This window comes from Blastopirellula marina DSM 3645, assembly GCF_000153105.1.
Taxonomy (GTDB): domain Bacteria; phylum Planctomycetota; class Planctomycetia; order Pirellulales; family Pirellulaceae; genus Blastopirellula; species Blastopirellula marina.
On record NZ_CH672376.1, the window covers coordinates 3,403,867 to 3,426,939 of the forward strand.

At 56.8% G+C, this 23,073-nt stretch carries 14 protein-coding genes; 6 read left to right on the forward strand and 8 right to left on the reverse strand.

Features of this window, described 5'->3' with window-relative positions; all coding sequences use genetic code 11:
• Positions 1-47 precede the first annotated feature (47 nt).
• Complete coding sequence (locus DSM3645_RS15695) at positions 48-668, reverse strand: sigma-70 family RNA polymerase sigma factor (protein WP_002653213.1); 621 nt, start codon at positions 666-668, stop codon at positions 48-50.
• A gap of 308 nt (positions 669-976) precedes the next feature.
• Here DSM3645_RS15695 and DSM3645_RS15700 point away from each other — a divergent pair, with 308 nt between their 5' ends.
• Complete coding sequence (locus tag DSM3645_RS15700) at positions 977-1,930, forward strand: heme-binding domain-containing protein (protein WP_202594949.1); 954 nt, start codon at positions 977-979, stop codon at positions 1,928-1,930.
• Entirely contained in the window at positions 1,927-2,436 is a 510-nt protein-coding gene (locus DSM3645_RS15705) for a hypothetical protein (RefSeq protein WP_002653215.1), read from the forward strand. The genes DSM3645_RS15700 and DSM3645_RS15705 overlap by 4 nt, the downstream gene beginning before the upstream one ends.
• 8 nt (positions 2,437-2,444) lie before the next feature.
• Here DSM3645_RS15705 and DSM3645_RS28440 read toward each other — a convergent pair whose 3' ends face one another.
• The gene (locus DSM3645_RS28440) at positions 2,445-8,915 is read right to left on the reverse strand and encodes a ThuA domain-containing protein (RefSeq protein ID WP_002653216.1); all 6,471 of its coding nucleotides are present in this window, start codon (positions 8,913-8,915) and stop codon (positions 2,445-2,447) included.
• 61 nt (positions 8,916-8,976) lie between these two features.
• Complete coding sequence (locus DSM3645_RS15720) at positions 8,977-9,684, reverse strand: GntR family transcriptional regulator (protein ID WP_002653217.1); 708 nt, start codon at positions 9,682-9,684, stop codon at positions 8,977-8,979.
• A gap of 334 nt (positions 9,685-10,018) precedes the next feature.
• Here DSM3645_RS15720 and DSM3645_RS28445 point away from each other — a divergent pair, with 334 nt between their 5' ends.
• From DSM3645_RS28445 to DSM3645_RS15740, 4 genes are all read left to right on the forward strand, one after another.
• Complete coding sequence (locus tag DSM3645_RS28445) at positions 10,019-10,942, forward strand: alpha/beta fold hydrolase (RefSeq protein ID WP_161603357.1); 924 nt, start codon at positions 10,019-10,021, stop codon at positions 10,940-10,942.
• A complete protein-coding gene (locus tag DSM3645_RS15730; protein ID WP_002653219.1) occupies positions 10,929-12,233 on the forward strand; it encodes a metal-dependent hydrolase family protein in 1,305 nt (434 codons plus the stop codon). The genes DSM3645_RS28445 and DSM3645_RS15730 overlap by 14 nt, the downstream gene beginning before the upstream one ends.
• Before the next feature lie 88 nt (positions 12,234-12,321).
• The gene (locus tag DSM3645_RS15735; RefSeq protein WP_081444924.1) at positions 12,322-13,185 is read left to right on the forward strand and encodes a DUF1559 domain-containing protein; all 864 of its coding nucleotides are present in this window, start codon (positions 12,322-12,324) and stop codon (positions 13,183-13,185) included.
• A gap of 94 nt (positions 13,186-13,279) precedes the next feature.
• Positions 13,280-13,690 carry a hypothetical protein gene (locus tag DSM3645_RS15740; protein WP_002653221.1) on the forward strand — a complete coding sequence of 137 codons (411 nt, stop codon included), beginning with the start codon at positions 13,280-13,282 and terminating at the stop codon, positions 13,688-13,690.
• A gap of 79 nt (positions 13,691-13,769) precedes the next feature.
• On the opposite strand, the gene DSM3645_RS15745 is transcribed toward DSM3645_RS15740, so the two are convergent.
• Genes DSM3645_RS15745 through DSM3645_RS15765 form a run of 5 tightly spaced genes read right to left on the reverse strand, consistent with a single transcriptional unit; the run spans position 13,770 to position 23,072 of the window.
• Entirely contained in the window at positions 13,770-14,714 is a 945-nt protein-coding gene (locus DSM3645_RS15745; RefSeq protein WP_002653222.1) for an SIMPL domain-containing protein, read from the reverse strand.
• 41 nt (positions 14,715-14,755) lie between these two features.
• A complete protein-coding gene (locus DSM3645_RS15750; protein ID WP_081444847.1) occupies positions 14,756-18,178 on the reverse strand; it encodes a HEAT repeat domain-containing protein in 3,423 nt (1,140 codons plus the stop codon).
• The gene (locus tag DSM3645_RS15755; RefSeq protein WP_040351887.1) at positions 18,175-19,551 is read right to left on the reverse strand and encodes a multiheme c-type cytochrome; all 1,377 of its coding nucleotides are present in this window, start codon (positions 19,549-19,551) and stop codon (positions 18,175-18,177) included. The genes DSM3645_RS15750 and DSM3645_RS15755 overlap by 4 nt, the downstream gene beginning before the upstream one ends.
• 6 nt (positions 19,552-19,557) lie before the next feature.
• Positions 19,558-20,286, reverse strand: coding sequence for a DUF4159 domain-containing protein (locus tag DSM3645_RS15760; RefSeq protein ID WP_050769397.1), 729 nt, complete (start codon positions 20,284-20,286; stop codon positions 19,558-19,560).
• Entirely contained in the window at positions 20,283-23,072 is a 2,790-nt protein-coding gene (locus DSM3645_RS15765) for a hypothetical protein (RefSeq protein WP_002653226.1), read from the reverse strand. The genes DSM3645_RS15760 and DSM3645_RS15765 overlap by 4 nt, the downstream gene beginning before the upstream one ends.
• Between the last annotated feature and the right edge of the window lies 1 nt (position 23,073).

A 23,073-nucleotide genomic window follows, 5' to 3' on the forward strand; every position in this document is an offset into this window, starting at 1 on the left:
ATTCTAGCGGTAGAGAACGCTCATTCCGTTTCCTAACACGTGAAACGCTATTCCGACGGGACTGCGCCGGGATCTAAGTCGATAAGAACTTCGCTTAACATCATGATCGCGCGGTTCAGCCGTCGCTGCACCGTCTTGGTCGATATTTCCAAGATCTCGGCTGCTTCTGTTTGCTGCATTCCTTGAATTCGGACGAGGCTAAACACCTCCCGTTCCGCCTCCGGAAGATCGTCGATCGCCGCTAAAATTCGGATGGCCGTGACGCTGAGTTGCGACCCGCTGCTTTCAGGCGCCGCAACAAATGCTTCGTTCAGTTCAACCGCTAATGCGTTGTTGTCAAGGCGCCGCGCCAAGTCATTCAGTTCCCAACGCATATGTTGATTCGCCAATGCGAAGAATTGACGAACATTGCCGGGACGCACTTCGCGCATCGCTTTCATCAGCCGATCGACTACCGAGCTGAGCATCTCATCGGCCTGCAGATTCAACGGAGGTTGCATCAAGCGTGGGTAGCTGCGGACAAGCATGCTTTGGCAAAGCATGTGCAACCGCTGAACCGACCGCGCAATGAGATCGCGAATCACCGGCTCGGCCATCGATCGTCCCTGCATTTGCGCCAGTTCGTGCAGATACTGTTGCACCGCCATCGTCGTCTGATCACCGGTCATCGATATTCTTCCGGAAGATAGCCAAAAGGGGCTCGGTAGTACGAATCTGCGGGAGACGGAGAAGCAAGTTCCGCCTTTCGGAAAGCTACCACGACGCCGTAAATCTTGCTATCGGCAGTACCAAGAAATCGCCAAATAACCGACAAATTTCGGGGAAAGACTGCGTCTGTCCACCGCTGACGCTTAGGAGAATATGCGGCTTTTGAGAGTGCGAAACAATGACAAATATGGGGAAGTTCCTTGCCTGCTTCTTGCTCCTGGAAAGAGGGCCATGAATCGGCGGAAAGTGGGCTGAAATGAGCTTAAAGATGAAAACGTCAAAGCGGCGGAGATCGGCTTGGATCGTCGGCGGATCGCTGGGCGTTTTGTTTCTGTTTTTGCAGTTGTTCCGCCCCCAGTTGTGTAATCCGCCGGTCGTCGCCGAGATCGCCGTTCCTTCGCGAGTCCGAGATATCTTACGGAAGTCTTGTTACGATTGTCACTCGAACGAGACCAAGCTCGCCTGGTTCGATCAGCTTGCGCCCGCTAGTTGGCTCGTTGCGCATGACGTTCGGGAAGGTCGTCGGTATCTGAACTTCTCTGAGTTGGGCGAACTCCCTGCGGCGAAACAACAAGGGATCTTGTTTGAAGCGATCAATCAAATCGAACTGGGGGCGATGCCGCTTCGCGCTTATCGCTGGTCGCATCCCGACAAGATGGTCTCCGCCGATGACCTGGCGACGCTGAAGGATTATCTGATTTCGACCAGCCCACAACCGATCGCCGGCGCTGCTGAAAGAAATGCGACCTTGGATCAATGGATGGCATGGTCGCACTCGAACGCGCGACCCGAAGTATCTCCTGCTCCCAACGGTATACCATTTTTCTCCGACTACAAAACCTGGACAGCGATCAGCACTACCGATCGTTGGGACAACCAAACGATGCGCGTCGTCTTGGGTAATGCGATCGCTGTCGATGCGATCCGTCAACGAACCACCAACCCCTGGCCCGATGGGGCCGCGTTCGCCAAGGTTGCTTGGGCGCAAGATTCGGACGGCAGCGGAAACGTTCAAGCAGGCGAATTCAAACAGATCGAATTTATGGTTAAAGGCGCGGCGAAGTATGCGGATACAAACGGCTGGGGCTGGGCGCGTTGGCTCGGCGCCGAGTTAACGCCATACGGTGAAAACGCTCAGTTCACAGGCGAATGCATTCGCTGCCATACGCCGGTCAAAAGCCGTGACTTCGTCTTCACCATACCTCTAGAGACAAGCCGATGAAAACCTTTAGTCGTTTGACGACTACCCAGTCCTTGATCTTCACCTTGCTCGTACTCGTCGGCTGTTCTTCGGGGAGCCGGCGCGAATCACCGGCGACCAATCAAGCTGCCGCCCTGGTTGGCGATCTCCTGGAGAATCCGCTGGAGTGGAACGCGATCACCACGCAAATCGATCGTCACCGTAGTTACATGTCAACGCTGTACGGCAATGACCCGGCGCTTGAACACGCGATGTCGACCGATGATGCGAAGATTCCTGTCGATGCGAAGTTTGCGCTAGTAACCTGGCGCCAGCAAGCCGATCCAAACTGGTTTGGCGCCAAGATTCCCGGCAAAGTAAAGAGTGTCGAGATGGTCTATTGGAGTCAGCAACCTGGCGCCGAAGCCGAGTTAACGTACCTCCAATTGGATGGTTCTCCCCTGCGACCAGCTACCGATCTAACGCCCAGCCAAGCCGATCAGCGCCAACGATACATTACATCTCTCAAAGCGGCCGTCTTGCCGTAACTGAGAAGCTACCTCGGCGCAGCATCGACAGGCGGACTACTTTGGATGAAGTGCCAAAGCGCTTCAAACTGTTTCTCCGCATCTCCGCCAGCGATGTGTCGGATGTTTGTAGTTTTTCCATCCGCCGATAGTTTTGGCATCTTTGTCTGCACATCATAGCGCGGCGGATCGAGTACAAACCGCGAATAAAAATCATGCCGTAGCCGTTCGCGAACATGCGAAAAGTTGATCCCCTGGGCGATCTTCGTCTTTTCATCTCCCAGCGGCATCTGGTCTCCCACTCCATGACACTGGCGACAATCTAGCCCTCCCTTGGTCGATAGTCGCTGACCGGTCTCCACCAGGTCCGCGCGAATTGGCGTGGTTTCTACGGAGATCGGTCGATGCCCATGCTCCGCCGCAAGTCCTTGCGCCAACAACTCGGCGTCAGCCGCAAAAGCGGGCATCCGCGCCTGCAACCAATTACGCGAGTGATACGGGACATCGCCGCGAAATAACCGTTGCAACCACGCGGTTTGCAACTTGTCGCCTGTCCAGGTCAAATTTGGCAGCGTCTCAGGCGGCAGTCCACGACTTCCTTCGTCCAGAATAATCATCCCGCGCGGACTGCGATCTCCGTCGCGACCGTGACATGCTTGGCAGTTGTAAGACTTTACCAACCGCTGCGAAGTTTCTGCTCGTGAACGCTGGGTAAGCGAATTGCCATCGGTCTGCAAGAAGGCTCGCAGCGCAGCCAACTGCGCTGGATCGAATGGATACTTTGGCGCGGAGCCCCGGTTCGCCGCTGATTCCGCCAAACAACCGCTGTTGGACATCGCCGCTGAGATCACCCCAACGTCGATTTTGCGATCGCGATCATTGCTCTTCGTCGCATGACAATTCGCGCAGCCGATTTCTCGAAACGCAGCAGCGCCTCTGGTGGCGCTGCCCGACGGCAGATCTAATGAGGCGACTTCCCCTTGACTGGCCGATCGCACAAATGCCGCCAATCGCGTCGCTTCGCTCTCACTCAACTGAAAGTCAGGCATCCGCGTCCCGGCGAAATGTCGGCTTGGTTGTTGTAGGAATGCTTTCAGCGATTCAGGACGGTATTTGGCCTGCACGAAAAAGAGGGAGAGTCGATCAAATTCATCCTCTTGATCCGGTTCAGTCATGCGATGACACGCGATACAGCCAAGATCCTCATAGAGAACTTCCCCCGCCGTAATCAAGTCGTCTGCGTCAGCCGGACGATCCACGCCGGTCGGTTCGCCGCACAAAAATGCGACAAGGTCAGCCGCTTGCTGACGATCTTCCGCTTGTGCGGCATCCAGTAATTTCGGCATCGTCGTCTGATCGCGCAGCACTGTGGGGTCAAGCAACCATTGGGCGACCCAACCGTGCTGCAATCGAGCTCCCAATTCGGTCAACTCGGGAAGCGTTCGATTGAATTCTGGCATCGCGAATTGATCTGCGCTGACGCCGCTTGGCGGTGCGTGGCAACGAAAGCAATGCTGGGTCGCGGTTAATTCGCGTCCTTGTCGCAATAGCTCCGCATCCGCAAAATCCGCTTCACGACGATCGAACGCCAGCAGATCTGGCGGAATCGGCTCCGAGATGAAATGCTCTCCGCTCCAACCGACGCGGAACGTCGCATCTCCAGCGATCGGGCTCGTGTATTGAATTTCAATCGTGTTATATCCTTGGTGCAACGAAACGCTAACCGGTTCGACGACCGACAAGTCCACGTTTTCACCACGAAGGATGTCACTGCCGTTGATCCGCAGGCGTGCAGCGCCGCTCCCTTCCAGCTGAAACTGGTATTCCCCTTTCAGCGCAATCTGGAGATATCCACTGCCGGTAACCGTAAACGGCCCCGGTTTCAGAAACGGAGTCGCCGGCTCCCCTTGCGGCACATACAAAGCGGCCAAGCGGGCGTTTCGAGCGTCGGTTCGATCCTGCTGCGCAAAACGAAAGAGAAGACCTTGTTGAAGATGTGATTCTTCGTCCGCTGTCAAACGCCCCTGTACTCGGCGGCGCGTCAGTTTCGCGGGATCCATTCGTTCTTCGCCCAGTGCGTGGATCGTGTAAGCGATCGATTGTCGCAACGATTCGCCACCGGCGGACAACAGCGTATAGTCAATGGTTAGTTGATCGACCGGCTGGATCGACGGCATTTCCAGAAACAAGGTCCGACCGTCAGGCAATAGCGTCGCTGAAGAAACCAGCACGTCGTCTCGACCTTCCTGACGCGAATCACTCGCACGATAGTCGGCCGATCCGTAGTTGGCCGAGTATTTGTAGTTCCACTGTTGCAAGCGATAGTTGCTCGGGTCTTCGGCCGTTTCTCGATCAAGCAAGTCTGAGAACTGGAGTTCGAGCCCGTTCTGCATCGTCTTCACCGCGATCGGCATGGTGACCGTTGCGCCGGTATAGCGAACTCGCTGCAAACAGCCATCCTGCGCCGCAGCGGTGGTCCAGCCTTTCAGGCCCGAAACGTAGAGCTGACCATCGTGCGGATTGAAACATCCACGCATCACCCCAGAGTCAAATCGAAAGGGGAACTCAACCGTTCCTCCCTGCACTAGCCCGTTCACGGTCTCGCGCGCGGCCAGCATCATCTGGCATTTCCCGTAGGAAAAATGCAGCAGTTCACCGGCCGGCAAGCCCCAGCGATTCCCCGCTACCCAGGTTTGACTGCCGCTCGAGTTGTCACGCAAGCGAGGAATCCAACAGAGCGGCGGATCGTATCCCAGGGGACGCTTGGCGCTGATTTTCGGTCCGCCGTAGCCGTAGTAACCATTCTGCTTGATCTCCACGATGCAGGAGGCCGGCGTCCAATTTCCTTCTTGCGGCGAGGCCGTAATCGTCCCTTGCGGCCCAACCGCCAAGCCGTTGGGATTTCGCAATCCGGTCGCGACCACGTCCAACTGTTGACCACTGGGCGATATTCGCAAAACCCCTTGTTGCGCATGGATCAGATAAAAGTTGCCCGCAGGATCCGTTTCGAGGCAAGTCACATAGTCGTGCCCGCCAGGTGAGGTCGCGTATTGATTGTTGAAATTCTGGTAGTAGTCGGCTTCGCCATCCTCATTCCGATCGTGCAGCTGCGTGATTTGATCTCTTCCTAAGACGTGTACGATGTCATCGATCACTTTTAAGCCAAGCGGTTGAAACAGACCCGTTGCAAAGCGCCTCCAGGTCAATCGCTCTAGCGAATCATTCACGCCGCTCACGCGCCAGACATCACCGTGCACCGTGCATACGGCGAGGTCTCCGTTCGAGAAGAAATCGTGATCGCCAATAAACATCAGCGCGCGATACGGGTTATCAAACGGAATCGTCAACGTATCCATTTGATAAGCGCCCTGCTCTTTTCCCCGCACTCCGCGCGTGATGATTTCCGCCGTCCAATGTGGTTTTGCTGGTTGCGCGAGCTTGGCAAGGGACTCCGGCGCTCTGGTTGCTTTCACCAGCGCGGCGAATTTTCCGATATCCGCCTGATCGCCCGCCCAGAGGAGCAGCTTTGCGGTTTGAGACGCAGCTGCAGCGCCGACAGTCAGGATGACAGTTCCCGAGGCGTCCGTCGAGAGTTGGAATCCTGGATCGCCCGTCACTGCGACCGCCACCGCTTGAGCTCCGATCTTCGTCAGCACGATCGATGCGCCGTCAACGTTCAACCGTTGGGCATTTTCCCCAAACTTGCCAACGTTCATCGTTAACGGCGCAGCGGTCGGGCCGACTTGTAAGCTGCGGGTAAAAGCGACTCGATTTTCGTGCGATTCGACCCAAGGGGATTCCAGCACCTCAATTCCGTTAACACGGTAGGCCAACACCACTCGATCCCCATGGCTGTAGTGACCGCTCCATTGAACCGGCTGCCCCCAACCTTGCGCCTGTTGGGAAGCGAATACCAACTTGCCAGCGATTTGCGGTGAGCTGATCAAACCAAAGCGTGCCGGATTGAACCGCAGGAAGTCGCCGGTCCAACCAGCTCGCAATGCGAGCGTCGCGGTATCGTAGCAAACCGTCGCTTGCTGCTGATCGCCCAGTCGAATCGACAGCCCTTTGCAGACCGGCGATTGATCAGGCAACGGAATCGTACTCGCCAAAAAGGGGCCGATTTCCATTTCGTTCCAACGATTGTCGACCGAGTCGGCCTCAGTCCAGCGAAAACCGAGCGCCTCTTCGCCAAAATGATTCACCACCTTGGGCTGCGCCACCGGCGTTAGCTTCGCGCTCAGCGTCGCGTGGTTCTTCCATTCGGACTGATCCGGATATTGCTTGTTCTCGTCCGCTTGGTCCAAGTGCCACAGCCCAATCGTTTGCTGATCGGTCATAAATGGAGCGTCCGGAATCTGCTGAATCAGGCGAATCCCCTTTGAAAGACGGACCTCATCCACTGCTCCTTCGCAGCCAAGATTGCGTTCGACCAAAGATCCGATCGCCAGCGGGCCCGCGAGCGGTTTCCCCCCTTGAAACTCGACCGCTTGGTCGCTTGCCTGTTTGCCGTCGACATACAACCGGACGCGTTGCGGCTCGAAAATCATCGCCAGATAGTGCCACTTGCCGTCGCAAATGTCGACCTTTGATTCGACATGGTCCGGCCGCATTCCCGGCATATAGGCGGTGAAATGACCGCTGCCTGGTCGGGTGAAGAGCTCCCAATGAGTCGGAGAAGCTTTCGTTTCATTCGCGAGTAAGATATTGAAGTTCGTTTTCTTATCGACTCGTGCCCAACATTCGACCGTCAATGGCGCTTGTCGATAGGCCGGTTTTGCGTCCACCAATGCACTGCCTGACAAAGCCTGACCAAATCTCGCCGCGACTTGAGGGGCATTTATCGTCCCCTTGGACGCACTACTCTCTTTTGCCGGACGGATTGCGCGTTGCGGTCGTTTGGCGGTCCACGCAGCGGCGCGACGGATCAAGTCGGCGACGGCTGGGGTCCGAATCGAATCGGCCGAGTGCCCCAGCACCGTTTGAAAGACGCGTCCTTGGCCATACTCATAGACGAAAGCGAGCGGCTCGTCATTTCCGGTGACTTGCGAATGAGCGGTCACCAGAACTTCGATCGGCTCGCTCCCCTCCTGCCGAAAATAGAGTTCGTCGGTCGTCCGAAAATCGACCATGCCTTGCGTGATCGGATGCTTCGCATCGGCGATCTCAACCTGGAATGGACCATAGCTGTCATGACCGCTCTTCCCCTGGTGATTCCAAACGCGGCGACAGATTTTGCGGAACTCGGGCCAGTCGGAATCGCCCGCTTTGGGCAAGGAAAAGTGAAACGCTCCATTGGCGAAATGAATGATCGACAGCCCGCCTCCATCTTGGAGATACTTCACGAAGTTGGACTTGGCTTTGTCGCTGAGACCAGGACGTTCCCAGTTGCAGTAGTTTAAAACCAGCATGTCGTATTGATTGATTTTTTCGGTGGCCAAGACCTCGATATCGCGAGAGACGTCTACCTGCAGGCGCGCATCATGCTCTAGCGCCTGCACCAGCGCCGGCGTCGTTTCTTGCCAATGATGCCCTGGATATTGCCAGCCGGTCAAAATCAGCGCGCGAATCGGGCGATCGTCGCTCACGGCGCGTGCCGATCCCACCACGCTCGCCAACGCCGCGTCGATCTCGGCATGCGTGTAGAACTTGGCTTCCACGCCGGCGGCGGGGACTTCGACATGCGCAGACCAAGCGATTGCATTGAGTATCAGCTTGCGAAACTGCGGATCGTTCCAGTTTTCGTAGAAATGGCCGCACGTCGTTCCAAAGCCGCGACCGCCGTTTTTCCGCTCACGCGCCCACGCGACGACCTTTCCGTTGGGCTCTCGACCGGGCAACGTCGGTACGCTGGCGATCGATTGCAAGCTTGCGTCGTCTGGATCAAAGCGCAGGTTGTAGTAAAACTCTTCCCGCAAGGTAAACGGCTTGACTCCCCGTGCAATCGGATGGTCCGCCGAGCTCAATTCCATCGCAGCGTTTTGCGTTTCAATCGCCGAATACCATCGGCGCTCGCCGTTGTCTTCCCAGTCAAAGTAGCCGCCGCTCCAATCGAGGATTTGGGCGGCGTACTTATCGGGGGCGAACGTCGAGAAATGGAACGTGAGAAACCCGCAACCGCGATCGATCTGCTTTTGAATCGCCGCGACGTGTTGCGGGTTCTGGAAGTGCGGCGCTTCCTCATATTTGTCGCCGTCTCGACCATCCGAAATCACCATGATCGTATCGGCGTCATCCAACGTACGCGGATCTTGCGGCCAACCTTCTAGATGATATTCGACTCGAACTTGTTCGGCGATATTGGAATTGTCGAGCATCACCTTCAACAATTTCACCGACCACGGATAATCGTGGACGCCGTTTCCGACCGGGCCATGACTCTTTTTGCCGGCGATCAACACAACTTTTTTTAGCGGGTTGTCCGCTGCGGTGATTTGGTGGACCCAACAAGGTAAGCCCAACAGCAGGCTCAGCACGAAGATCAGCGGTTTGAATTTCATGATGGTTCTTTTCTGTCGCAGCGAGTGGATCGAGAGACGGGGCAAGACGCAACTTTGGAGGTTACTGATCTGGTTTGGACTGCGTCTCGGCAGGGAATAGTTCGTCGAGCACGGCGTCGAGACGCGACGCGATATGGTCGACCATCGCCACACGAGCCGCTTCGGGTGAGTTTGTTTCTAGCGCATCGACGACAATCAAATGTTCGCGAATCGCTTGTTGCAGGTTGTCAACCGAGCCGACGAGTCGACAAAAACTGCGAATCAACAACCGATAGCGTTGAATATCGCTGGCCAACCGTTGGCTACCGGCTAACTCGGCTAGGCGTCGATGAAACCAAAGGTCGCACTCGAGGGCTTGTGCACACCATGCGTCCCGATCTTCGCCCTCGGCCGCGCTATGCAGGTCGACTAATCGCTGTCGAAATTCCATCGTTTCTGCAGCAGCAATCCGAACCGCGGCTCGAGCGGACGCTTCTCCTTCCAAGAGCTGACGCAAGCGATAGATCTCGATGACGTCATCGCGATTAAACCGCGCCACCTTCGCACGACGACCCGTTTCGCACTCGACCAAACCATCGGCCGCTAGGCGATTCAGCGCCTCTTGAATCGGCGTACGACTCACGCCCAGCTGCGCGGAAAGAGTCACCGTCGTCAGGATCGACCCACTCGGCAGAGTTCCTGAGATGATCGCGCTGAGCAGGGACTCATAGACCGATTCCGTCAGCGAGGTCCGCGCTATCGGTTTCTCACGAATGGTGCTCATTTCCATGTTCTTGGCTCCTTGATTTTGTCAGGACGACTTGCCCTTGTTGCCTTCGACGCGAGCACTTGAAAGAACCTCCGTACGATCTTTGTGATCTTTTCAGAATTTTCTTGATGCCTGCCAAGAGAGCGGGTAAGCTCTCTTTTTGTCGACTGCATTCTGCATGCAGAATACAGAATAAGAAATTCGGGCCACGAAGCAAGGAAAAACAACCGCAGATTCTTGATAACGGAAAACTTCGTTATTCTCGGTCAACGATCATTCGCTGACTAACAAAATGCGAGGGAATACGTTTCCGCTCCCATTCGTTTCCTTGCCTCCTTTCCCAGAGGGTGCTCCCTTGTCTTCGTCGGTATCTGAACAGCGAATCAGCCTAGGTCCCGTGACCTACAACATTGCGAACAGCCACTCAGCCGGGACTCCGTTGTTGATGCTGCACGGAGTGACTCGTCGCTGGCAGACCTTTCTTCCACTGGTCGCGTCATTGGGAACGCGTTGCCGGATTATTGCGCCCGATTTTCGCGGACATGGGCGGACCGACCCGGCCGTTTCCCAATATCGCGTGATCGATTACGTCGAGGACGCAATTCGGACGCTGGTCGATCAGACCGACGAGCCTGCGGTGATCTATGGACACTCCTTGGGCGCAATGGTCGCCGCGGCCGCCGCGGCGGAAGCGCCCGATCTGGTTCGAGCGGTTATTTTGGAAGACCCGCCGTTTGAAACGATGGGATCGCGAATTTTCAGTACGCCGTTACACAGCTACTTCACCGCCGCACTAAGCTTAGCCGGATCAACCAAACCGCTAGAACAACTCGCCTGCGATGTCGCCCAATTGGAATACGTCGATCCCGTCAGTAAAGCGGCCGTAAGACAGGGAGACCTGCGCGACCCGGCGGCGCTGCGATTTACGGCCAAATGTCTGTCGCAATTGGATCCCGCCGTTTTGGAGCCGATTGTCGCCGGCACATGGCTCGCAGGATACGACCGCGCAGAGATCCTGTCGCGCATTCGTTGCCCTGTCCTTCTCCTCCAAGCCGACATCGAAGCCGGCGGCATGTTGGCTCTCGAAGATGCCGCCGTTTTGAAGTCCAGTATCGCCGACTGCACGACCGTAAATCTGCCGGGGGTAAGTCATCTCATGCATAGCGCCCAACCCCAAAAAATTAGCGACGCCGTTCACAACTTCCTCGAGTCGCTGGAAGTAGAACGTAGCGCGACGCTTCATCGCGTATCACAGGAGAAAGTTCATGAAGATTTCTGAAGCTGCGCTGCTGATCCGTAACGGTCAGATCATCGATGGCACGGGAGCGCCGCCGATTCAGGACGGCGCCGTGTTGATCGAGAATGGCCGCATCTCGTATGTCGGCTCGGCCGAGGGAGCGCCGGATCAAGGTCCGATCGAAACGCTCGATGCTCGCGGCGGAACCATCATGCCGGGCTTGGTCGAAGCCCACTTTCACCCGACCTATTTCAACGTCGAGGCGCTGGAAGACCTAGATATCAAATTTCCGGTCGAATACGTCACCATCTTGGCGACCTACAACGCCAAGTTAGCGCTGGAGTCAGGCTATACCGCAGCCCGCAGCGGCGGCAGTCTGTTCAATGTCGACCATTGGCTAAAAAAGGCGATCGAAAACGATCTGATTCCTGGTCCACGATTAGTCGCCAGCGGACGCGAAATCTGCGGCATCGGCGGCTTGATGGATTGGAACCCGGACTATCGCAAGATTGGGATGGAAGGGCTGGTCCTGCTAGTCAACGGCGCCGACGAAGCTCGCGCGGCGGTGCGAAAACTGGTCAAGGATGGAGTCGAATGGGTGAAAACCTATCCGACGGGAGACGCTGCGTCGCCTGACGCGAATGACCACCACACGCTCTGCATGACCTTTGAAGAAATGTACGCCGTTGTGGAAACCGCACATAACCATGGCCTGAAGGTCACCGGTCACTGCCGCGCTACCGAAGGAATCAAGAACGCGCTGCGGGCCGGCTACGACGCCCTAGAACATGGCACGTTCATGGATGACGAAGCGCTCGAAATGCTGCTTGAGCGCGATGTGCCGGTGGTGCCGGCGCTCTACTTCGAAATGGCCAGCGTCAAAAATGGGCCAGCGATCGGCATGCCTCAGGCGGTCATCGACGGACATTTGGAAACCTTGGAAGGAGGAGCCGAATCGGCTCGTCGTATCTTAAAGGCGGGAGGTCGGTTGGGGATGGGGGGCGACTATGGTTTTGCCTGGAATCCGCATGGCGACTATGCCAAAGAACTGAGCTTCTTCGTCGATTATGTCGGCTTCACTCCACTGGAGACGTTGATGTGCGCCACTAAGACCGGGGCCGAAATCATGGGGCGCGGCGATGACTTAGGGACGCTTGAGACCGGCAAATTGGCCGATGTCCTTGTGGTCGACGGAGACGTATTGGCCAACATCTCGCTACTGCAACATCGCGAGCGATTTTTAGCGGTCATCCAAGGCGGCGAAATCAAAGCAGGCGCTTACAAGTATCAACCCAACGACCGAGAGTGTGCGTACCCGCTGCAGGAACGTTGATTCTCAGCACTTGGACAACTCGAAAATTCCAACTCTTCTCTATGACTTATCTGATGCCTCTTCTTTTCATCTTTCAGGGAGATTACGGATGCGTACTCGCATGAGGAACCAACGTCTAGGCTTTACCTTGGTGGAGTTGCTTGTCGTGATTGCGATCATCGGCGTGTTGATCGCACTATTGTTGCCGGCGGTTCAACAAGCTCGCGAAGCGGCGCGGCGGACCGAGTGCGTCAACAAAATGAAGCAACTTGGTCTGGCGACGCACAATTTCCACGATACCTATCGCCATCTGCCCTGGGCGTCGCGCAATGTCTCTATCAATGGAGTCACCAACAAAGGATCCCTCTTCTTCTGGATCTTGCCGTACCTGGAACAAAGCGCTTTGTACGATCAAGCGAATTTGAGCATCGATACTTCCGTCGATGGAAAGCGCGCTGCGCGGCATCTGATTCCACCCTTTCTCTGTCCTTCTGACGCGACTTCGGCCGATCATGTGCTGGACGGAAACTGGACTCTCGGTAACTACGAAATGAACTACCAGGTCTTCCGTGACGAAAACACGCAGCAGGGGTTAAACCTGATCTCTGATGGAACCTCGAACACGATCATGTTTGGCGAAACGCTGCAGCGCTGCGGCGGCGCGATTGAAGACATTACCTATGGCACGCTCTGGGCGCATACGTTGAATCAGAACGATGTGCGATGGACGCCGATATTCGGCGGGGGAACGTACAGTTCGACCTCAATGATTACTGGTACGACGCTCGTTCCTCAACGCGCCAAGAAGAAGCCGGATTGCGATCCGTTGAACTCGCTCGCTTCCTGTCACCCCGGCGGTATTAACGTCTTGCTCGCCGACGCCAGCGTGCAGTTTGTCCCCGATACGACCAGCGGAACAACGTTCTGGTCGCTTTGCACACGCGGCGATGGCGAAGTCGTCGGAGAGTATTGAGCTTTCCTGCTCGATACGGCGTCGAACCCCCAACAATCTTCCTATGACGACAGACTTTGTGGTCGTCGTCAGATCTGATCGAGTGAGGAGCGCTATGATTTACTATCGCTTTTGCTGTATCGCCGTTTTATTTCTGACCTTGGGTTGCGACCCAGCCGCGTCCCCCAATAGTGCGACGGTAAGCGGCGTCGTCACGTTGAATGGCGCTTCGCTCAACTCAGGACGAATCTACTTTAACGTCGACAACGGTTCCGCCGTTCGATCCGCCGAAATTCAAGTCGACGGCTCCTACCAGGTTGTCGATGTCCCCGCTGGCGTTGCCGGCGTCGCGATCATGGTTCCGCCGGCGCCTTCGATGCCATCCAACGATCCGACAGCTCCGGCGGTCGCTATTTCTAACGTAACGCCGGTGTCGATCCCCAAGAAATATGAAAAGGTAGAGACGTCGAAACTAACCTACGAGATCGTCCCCGGCGAGCAAACTCGCGACATCCATCTGCAGTAACCGTACGCACTTTATTTTCGCCATCCCTCGGTCACAGAGATGCAACCGAGGGCGCCATCTCGCCATAGCAGCGGTAGCGTTAGTTGCCGTCGCTTTCCTCCGCTACAACATTAAATTGTGCTGAAATCACAAAGACAAAGGGAATCTCCGCGAACTTCGGGCTGGCGGCTTGCAGCGGGTCGGTTTCGACGTCAGCATCACTCTCTTCTCGATAACCTCCGCCGTAGCGGTAATAGTTCTGCAGATTGGGGGACAATCCAGAGCTGTTCGCTTCCATGCTTCTTAGGCCGGTTACCTTCATTCCGGCCGCGGCGGCCAATTCAGCGGCATTGCTGCGAGCGGTGGCAAACGCCGCTTTGAGCGCATCGCGTCGCTCCTGAGACGTAATGGACGCCCGATACGAAATCTGGGGAGTGCCTGGCTTGATCTCCTCGCCTGAAGAGAACGAGTTGTATCCAAAGGCTTCGGCCTCTTCCATTAACTCTTGGTCGGCAAGCGAAATCTCTTCCCCTTCGACACCGGCAATATCAGACTCTTCAATCTTCTTTCTCAGAGCCGTTACTTCCTCCAGCTTGGCGATGACATCCTCCGCTTGCAACTTCCAATGGATCTGTAATTTGGAAGAGACAGTGATCGTCTCCTGAACCTTCAAACCTTCGGGGGTGGGCCCGCCGCTGTTACGGACGCGACTTCGAATCACCTCGCGCATCTTTTCCATCATTTCGGAAGATCGGCTCGTGGTGGTCGGGTCATCAAACGTTAAACTATCCATCTCGGCGCCCAACGCTTGCACTATGTCTTGAGCGGCGGTCTGCTTCTCTTTCAGTTTGCTCAGCGCCTCTTTCAGCGTTTTACCCCGCCCCAACAATTCGATCGAGAGCTTCAGTTCCGCAGGGTTCCGTTTCAAGATATGAGTCCCGTCACTCTTAATCACCCCAGGTTCCGTGGCCCAGGTTTGATCGATTGACGTAACCATCGCCAAAATGGCGAATGCCCAGAGGGCTAAATTTCGCAGATTCAACATCGGATAAGCTCTCCTCGTAAAGCCGGTACGACCTCCGGCGATTAACGCAAATTTGACATGCCAACTTCATCACGAATCTTCTTTCGCAGTTCCAACGCTTCGTCTCCGCTCATGATGCGGATCGTCCAATAGAACCGTTGATTTTCGGAATAGCCGAACTGCTCTGGATTGTAAATGGTGCGAAGGATATCGAGGTGTTGGACCGCATTCAATTTGGCGATCGCGCGGTAGACGAGAACATTGGTCACCGAATCGCGATTCGCTTCAGTCCGCCAGTACTCCAACAACGGATCGAGTCCCTCCACTTCGCCCGCCAGCGCAAGTGCGTAGCCAGCATAAGCGCGAATTTTGGCCGATGGATGCTTTGACCACGGCCGGACGTCCTCGATGTTCAAGCTCCCAGGCAGCGTCGGAATAATCGGCCCTGGGGGGCCGCTCATGGACAACTCGTTGTAAGGCCAACTGAACGCAAACGTATCATAAATGCGAGACAGAGAACGATCTTCGGACCCCGCGATCAACATCACGAACGCGAGTTCCCTGCGCTCGGCCTGACCGCTGTTCAGCGCGGCAAGCAATCTTGCAACTTGCTCTTCCTCCGGAGTTAACAGCAGACTGATCTGAAATGCATTGCGGCGCAGCGGATCTGGCCGCGCAGAGTCTTCAGCGATTTCGGCGGCAAGTTGGAAGGCCAGTTGTTGGTCAACTTTCGCCAACAACTGCAGCGCCACTAACGACTCCATTTCGTTCCCGGTTTCGGCATGCTTCTCAGCGGCTGTTACAATTTTTTTGCGTTTGCTTGTACTGAGGTCTCCGCCGTACCAATAGGACTTGCCAAAATAGGCGTTCATCAGGCTTAGGTGAATCCCTGCGGCCATCTCTAGGTCAACGTTTTCCTTCGCCAATAGGGGCCACAACAGATCCGCAGCCCGAGAGTCGAGCGCCGAACTTGCTGCTCGCAGCGCTAGTTGTTGCTGCAACTGCTGTTCGGCAATGGGATACAGCGTCGCAAACAAATCCTGCCGTTGTTCCCAAGATATCCACGGCAAAATCGCCAACGCGCGATTGATCAACTCTGGCGATTGCCGGACCGTCTCTAGAATGACCGGCAACGCCGTCTGCTGATGACCCAAGGGAACCAAGACCAGCGCCGCGGTGATCCGCTCCTCAGGATCTTCGCTCTCCATCATCTTTGTGAGCGGATTAAGGATCTTTGGTCCGTATTTGGTCCGGTTTTCGCCAGCGGAATATTGGCTCAGCCAGACCTCCCAAGGATGCGACGACGTTGGATTCGCACCTTCGTCGGCCCCATTTTTTCCTTTGCGATTTCCGAATCCGAAGGGGTTTTCCAGGCCAAAGAATCGGCTAGAGCCTCGGGAAACAGCAGCGGAGGCAGAGCCGCCGTCGAGGATCAACTCTTTGGCGCTGTCTCGCTCTATTTCCATCTGTTGAAACAACGCGGCGGCGCCAACGCTGCGGACCTTCGCGCTCTCATCGTTCAGGGCCAACGGCAACCACTCAAGCAAGGTTTGCGCGTCGGCGCGCGTTAATCCCATTACGGCGGCGATTCGCATCGCTGGCTCTTTATTCTCGAGCAATTTGCGAAAGTGCGCCGAAACGCTGGGGTATTCATCCGCGTGATAGGCGAGATTCTTGAGGATCTCGGCGGCGATGGCTGGATGCCTTTCCGCCGCGACGAAGAGCGGTTGAATCGCGTCTGCGCTCATTTGTTGCGTCAATGCTTCGGCGGCTCGACTTACAACAAATGGATCGTCGTCCGACAGGCGGAAAATTAGCGCAGCTTTCAAGTCAGCTAGTAGCTCCGGATTTTCACCAAGTTCGTCATAGTCCAGTTCCTTCAGCGCTTCGGCCGCTTCGGCGCGAACCTGCCAGTTCTCGTGCGGTAACAGGTCGAGCAGCGCCTGAGCGCTTTGCGGCTGCGAGATCTCGCGTAGGTACCGTATCGCGTGCACCAATAAATCCGCGTCCTTTTCCATTTTCACATACGCGGCGACATCCGCAAGCATTGCCGGCGATGCGCCTTCGGCCAATTGCTGCAGCACCGCGGCGCGAACATTCGGCTCGGGGTCTTTCAGCAGTTTTGCCAGCGACTCGGTCGCTCGCTCTCCCCCCATCTCCTGCAATCCGCGGAGGGCCGTTTCGCGAATGAGCGGGTCTGCGTCGCTGAATAGCTCCAGCAGCAGAGGTTGTTCGGCGGCAGTCGCCAAGCTAACCAGTTGCTGGGCCGCCTGACGTCGGACCAAAGCGTCTGACGATGCTAACCGCGCCAATCCGCCGGGAAAACGGAGAACCAATGCATCATTGGCCACCAAGCGGTAGCGCAGCGCCCGGAGCTTGGTCCGCTCTTCGTCGGTTTGCGCATCTTGCAGTCGGCGCACAACTTCCGGTAAAAGTGCCTCTGCATGCCGCGCCAGGCGCGCCGCGATCACCGCCCCGTCCGCCAGACTCGCCTGCAGCAAGCGATCGATCTGCAACTGCGCGGCGTCCATCTCTTTCGTCGAGAGTTTCTTAACGGCGGCGCCTTGCGGCTGACGCTGTGCGTTCCACTCGCGGAGACGCGCAAATACCTGCTCGTCGATCGCTTCGGGGCGCCAAGGATCGATCGCTTCGATCGGAGCGTTCCACTGGTCGAAAATCTCGAGAATCGCCAGGCGCTTGGCCAAACTTCCCCCTTCAAATGCATTGAGTAACGGCTCACCGGAGAGTTCCGGAACCACCTGCAGCCGGCCGATCGCCGCCTGGCGGACTAGCGGGTCACGATCGTCTAAATGTCGAATCAGTTTCAGTACGCTTCCGGCGTTCGGCGGATCCGCGCCAAGCAAAAGATTGTCGGTTCGGTTGGCGGCGGCGTCATGATTTTCTTCCAACCAAGCAAGCAACGCAGCGGCGGCGAGATAGCCGTCGTGCCGAGCGACATCCTGTCCGGTGGTGGTCAACAAGCGCAGCGCCGGAATCGCCGAGACTCCCAATTTTTCGGCATCTTCGGGGCTAGCATCGACATCCACTTCAATCAGAGTCCAGCGCTGCAGCACTTGCGCGATTTCAAGCTTGCGCATCTCCTGCTTTAAGCGATAACACCAAGGGCAACTTTTCCCGCTGGCAATGACGAAAGCCGGTTTCTGGTCGACCTGGGCCTTTTGCATTCCAGCGGTCAAGCCGATGATCGCGCCCTGCAACGGCTCGTCCAACGCTGGCCGAGTCGTTTCGTCCGATGACTCCTCAGGCATCGCCGCTGCATCCGGCGGCAGTGCGCTTGATGCAGCGGGAGCTTCGTCGACGATCTCTCCGAGGGGATTCCCCAACGATTTCATCAGTTCCTGATCCAGCGCAGAATCGTCTTTCTGCGCGCAAGCCGGCGCCGCAGCTAGCATCATTAAAGTGATTGCCAACAGCATTCCACCTAACAATCGCAAACCGGACATGGATGACTTTGGTTGGATCATTGGTCAGTGCTCCTTCCCCCGTGCTCGATCTGCGGCCAGTAAGTGGAGTAGTCGAAATGGGGACTATTCTCGCGGTCATGACATCCCGTACACGCAGCCGCCGCGTTTGCGAAGAAACTGGTAGGCGTCTGAGGGTCTTTGGCATGCATCTCAGAAGGTCCATGGCAACTTTCACAGCCAACGTTCACCATTGCGGTTGACGTTTTGCGAGAGGCGAACCCGCCTTCAGCTCCGTACCCAGTGACGTGGCATTGCTGACAATACGAATCGACATGTGATCCGTCCGCTTCCAGTGTCCGCCAAGCATGCGCGTGGGGCGATTTCAACCAAGCCTCGTATTCGTCGGTATGGCATTTCTGACATGAATGATTGCCGACGATCCGCGCCGCCGTATTGCGAGCATAAGGGAGCACGGCGGCAAACGATGTTTGCGACGGCATAAAATCTTGCTCCGCCAACAGCTGGTAAAAACGCTGCAAATTTCCTTGCTGTTGCGGCTGATCAGGGTACGTCTCTTCCATCTCGATCGCCGACCCGGTAATCGGTTCGCCTGGTTTGTTAGAGAGGGTCAGCTCAATAAGAAATTTCCCCTTGTTGGTCGCCGCCGCCAACACAGTACGACCCACGCGCTGCGGAGCGATCGCCTGACCAGTCGGTCCGCCGATCACCGCGTCTACCTCTGGCAGCTGTGCGACAAGCTGGCGAAGCTCCGCTTCGGGCGCATACGCCAGAACGATGATCGCCGTGAAGGGCCCCTGCGATGCGGTTTCGGCGATAACCGCGAGGATCTCATTTTTGGCGACGCCGACCTGCAAATCTGCCGTCGCAAATTGTGGTGAGAGGACGCCGGTCACCAGGAGTTTCTGTCCCCCCTGTTCGACGATCTCCCATGCGGCGCCGATCCGTTCTCCCGCGGCGTCACGAACATTCGCCGAAAGAAAAACATCGCCGCCGAGCGACTCTGCTAGTTGCCGCAGGTCCGCCGCGCCCAGGGATGCTTCCGCCGCGCCAATATTGTGCAGCACCAGGCCCATCTCTTGTTCGCCGCGGATGATCGCGGCGAGCTTGGCGATATCATACGGCGAGTCACCGCTGCCGGCGCCGCCGCAGTCAAAATAGAGGACTGGGCCGCGCCGCCGTAATGCTGCTAGATAGCTGCCGCGGCGCAGTAGTCCGCCAGACTGATTGCTAGTGCATCCGCACGGCACGATCCAACCATGCGTATCGCCGCTCACCACCACCGTGACCGGCTCTACTTTGCTCGACGCGCGGCTGCATCCCCCGACCGCCACCGCACAGGCCAGCAACATCCCCGCCAGGCGAGAAATCGGCTGATCGAGCGGTTTAGCGGATATTTGTTGGGTCGTGGACATCGAACTCTAGTAGGTCAACGCATAGGCCAGGATATTGACATTGATTTTTTCCGCATTGCGGATTTCATTGCCGCCACAGCAGCAGCAGCCTTGCGTATGTCGGGTATCGTTCAACCCATCTTGCGAAAAGATCACGCCGATTCGCCCGCTGATGCTCACACCTTCGATCGGTTGCGGCGATCCATGGTTGGCAGTCAGTTCCGTGATATCGCTGACGGTGTGAAAGATCGGATGCTCTAGGTTCAGCGGCGTCAGCGCGTGTGTGGGAAAGATCTCGGCCATTTCGGCGCGAAACGAACGATTCCATTCTTCGGACGAACACCCGGCCGAAGCGAGGAGAAATCCGCCGCGTTCGATATACCGCCGCAAACTTTGCCGCTCCGATTCCGGCAATTCGAACGCGCCTTCGCCGGTCATAATCACCATCGGATAGTCGTACAGGCGCTCACTGGCAAGTTTCACCGCGTGAAAGCGGCGACTGGTGCTAATCGCCGTCTCTTGCTCGGCCAAGATCAAAAAATGATCGGAAAAGCACTTGCTGCTACGTACGCCGGCATAGACGAGGTTGGCGACCTGAACGATGCTTTCCGCTTCGCCGCCGGTTTGCGCCGAGTCGGGAATCGCCGCGCCAGCGACAGGCGTATCCGTCGCGCTATCGGCGGCTCGACTATGTGGAGCGATCCCCAGCAATAGCGCGACAAGCGACAGCGTCATCAAGGGAAATACTATTTTCATGGGGAAGGCTCCTCCTGAATTTCTTCGGATTGCTGTATTTCTGCAGAAAGGCGACGGAAGTATTCAGAGACGCGGCGTCGATATCGCAGCGGCACTTCACCCAGCCCGCCGCCGGAAGCAGCGCCCGGCGTCATTAAATCAAGCATCGTCGGGAGATCAGGATTCTCTCCGCCAACTGCGGCGGTTCCTGCTGATCCTGGTTCATTCATCTCGGCCATGCTCGGCATATCGCCATACAAGCCCACTTTTCCACGGTTGCTGGCGCTGCGCCCCGCTTGTCCCGCGCCCAGGCCCATCTCACCCAGAACTTGACCGGCGGTATTGGACAGGCTTTGCCCTAGTCCAGGTATTGCTACCAAAAATTGTTGCGCCTGCTCAGCCGAGTTGTTCGAGTCGTTCTGAAATTGCTCTAAGATCTCGGCAGCCCGCACCGCATGTTGATGGGCTTTGGTTCCGGTAAACTCGGCCAATCCTTGTTCACACTGCGACATTTCGGCGGCGGCGTCACTTTCGCGCAGCAGCGTCACAAAATCGGTGACGTTCTTTCGCATCTTGTCGAATCGCTCTCCCGCCGGCAAGTTTTCGACCGCGTCCTGAAGGTCGTTCAGCAATGAATCAAGTTCAACGCGCAAGCCTTTCTGTTCGGCTTGGAGATCCCGCATCCGGGCCTTCAGCGCCGGATTGTCTTCGCCATCTTTCCCATGGATCGCGGCCAACCGTTCGGCCAGATCGCGTTGCGCTTTGACCAATTGTTGGAAACGGGAGACGCCAACCAGGATCGGCATGACTTGTTCTAACTGCTCCAGCGGAGCCATCGCCGACTCGCCATACAGATCGGACTGCTGACCAAGGAGCGCCGATAATTCCGCGAGTTCCGCGTTGAGTTCGGCAATTTGACTCATGTCGACCAAACGCTTCAAGCTTCGCTCCAGATTGTCGGCCGCTTGCTCTAGCCGTTGGATCAACTCCGCCAATTTCGGAGTCAGTTGTTGATCCACATCGTAGGGCAACGTATGCTTGGCCGCTTTGGCAAGCGCCTGGGCGGCTTCGCGAAGTTGTCTGGCAAGCTCTTCGGCCGCGGCCTTATCTTCTTTTGGGATCAGTCCTTTCTTGTTGGCGTTCTTCTCTTGCAACTCGCGCGCTTTCTGTCGCAGCTTTTCCAGCATTCGTTGGGCCTGACGGTATTTCGACATCAACACGTTAAGCCCCTCGCGCTGTCGGAGCATCTGTTCAAACTCTTGTTGCGAGATAATTCGCACCGTGACGACCGGCGTTTCCGCACTCTGCGCCGGATCAGGATGATTGTCTTCGACACGAGCAAACAGTTTGATTTCGTCGCCGGACTCGAGACCATACGCCGCGAGCGGCAGATAGATCGTTTCGACTTTATTGGTCGGCGCCGGCGTCAAAACGGGGATATCCAACGGTAGTGGTCGCGATCCGTTCAAGCTGCGATAGAGCGAGAACCGTGACACGCCGTAGTCATCCTCAGCAGCAAGCTCGATCGGCAGATGCGCCGCCGGAGTCGCCAGCGATTTTGGCTGCGGTTTCAGGATCCGTACGAACGGGCGTTGATCCGCGATCAGCGTGATCGTACCGGCGACCGATTCACGCGACTCTTGGCCGTCAATGTCACGGACTCGCAGTTCAAATCTGCCGGCGGTTTGAATCGTCCATATTCCGGCGACCATCTCTGGGTGCTCGGCCGACGGTTTCAGTTCCATGGTTTGGATCTGATCCCCCGAGAACACCGCAAGCGTTCCGCCGGCCAGAGGACGTTGACTGGTCGCGGTGAACTGAACCTGCGTTCCTGGCAAACCGGCGACCCCGGCGCGGGGAAGTGCGCCCCGGTAGCGACCGATCCCGCCGGCATATTCGGGCGGAGTGACCACTACCTGCACGGATTCAATTTCTGGCGCCGTTAAAATGCGAATGCGGTGCTTTTCGCTGCGAGCACGAAACGCTCGCACATAATATTCAGCCGGATCCATCAGCCGCGTCAGCACGGCGCGATAACTGCCATCGTTGTCGCGGAACATCGGGACCCGCTCTTCTTGCTCGGCGCGAACCAACACCAGCTCGACATCTTCTAGCGGCGTCGTCGCCGATTCGACAAAGATATCAAGCGAATCTCCGTAGCGAACGTCAGCATCCCCCGGCGTGACCTTCAGCAGCAAGTAAAAGGCCGGGGGCGCATCGTCCCACGGATGTGCGAACCGTCGCCACTGTCCGGCTGCAAATTGCGACGCGAACAGCGCAACCATGGCAACGAGCAGAGTCATTACGAGCACGATCCCCCACGGTCGCGCCGCCGGTTTCCAGGGAACCGCCTGACGTAGTGAAATATGTTTGGCCAACACACCTGCGTTAGCAATCGCCAACTGGGCGAGCCCGGCTGTCGCGCGAAAATTTCCGCGCGTTCGCCCCGCATCCGCTTGTTGCAAATCCCAACCCGAAATCACCATGCCGCGGGCCTGGGCGGTTTCGTCCACCAAGCGCGCGGCTTTCGCTGGCGTGAAAGAGCGGAATCGCTGATAGATTAACACAATGGTAAGCGTGAGACCGACTATCGCAGCGATTCCGGGAACCGCTGCTCGCCAGACCGAGGTCAACTCAAACGCCAGATCGAGCCATACCGATATCAGCAACACGCCCAAGGCAGCCAACAATCCCCACGCCGCTGCCGCCAGCGCCGCGACTTCGCGATAGCGACGCGTCACTTGCCGCAACTTGACGCGAAGCGCCTGGCCGCTTGATTCGGGAGGAATTGGAGGTCGAGGATTCATA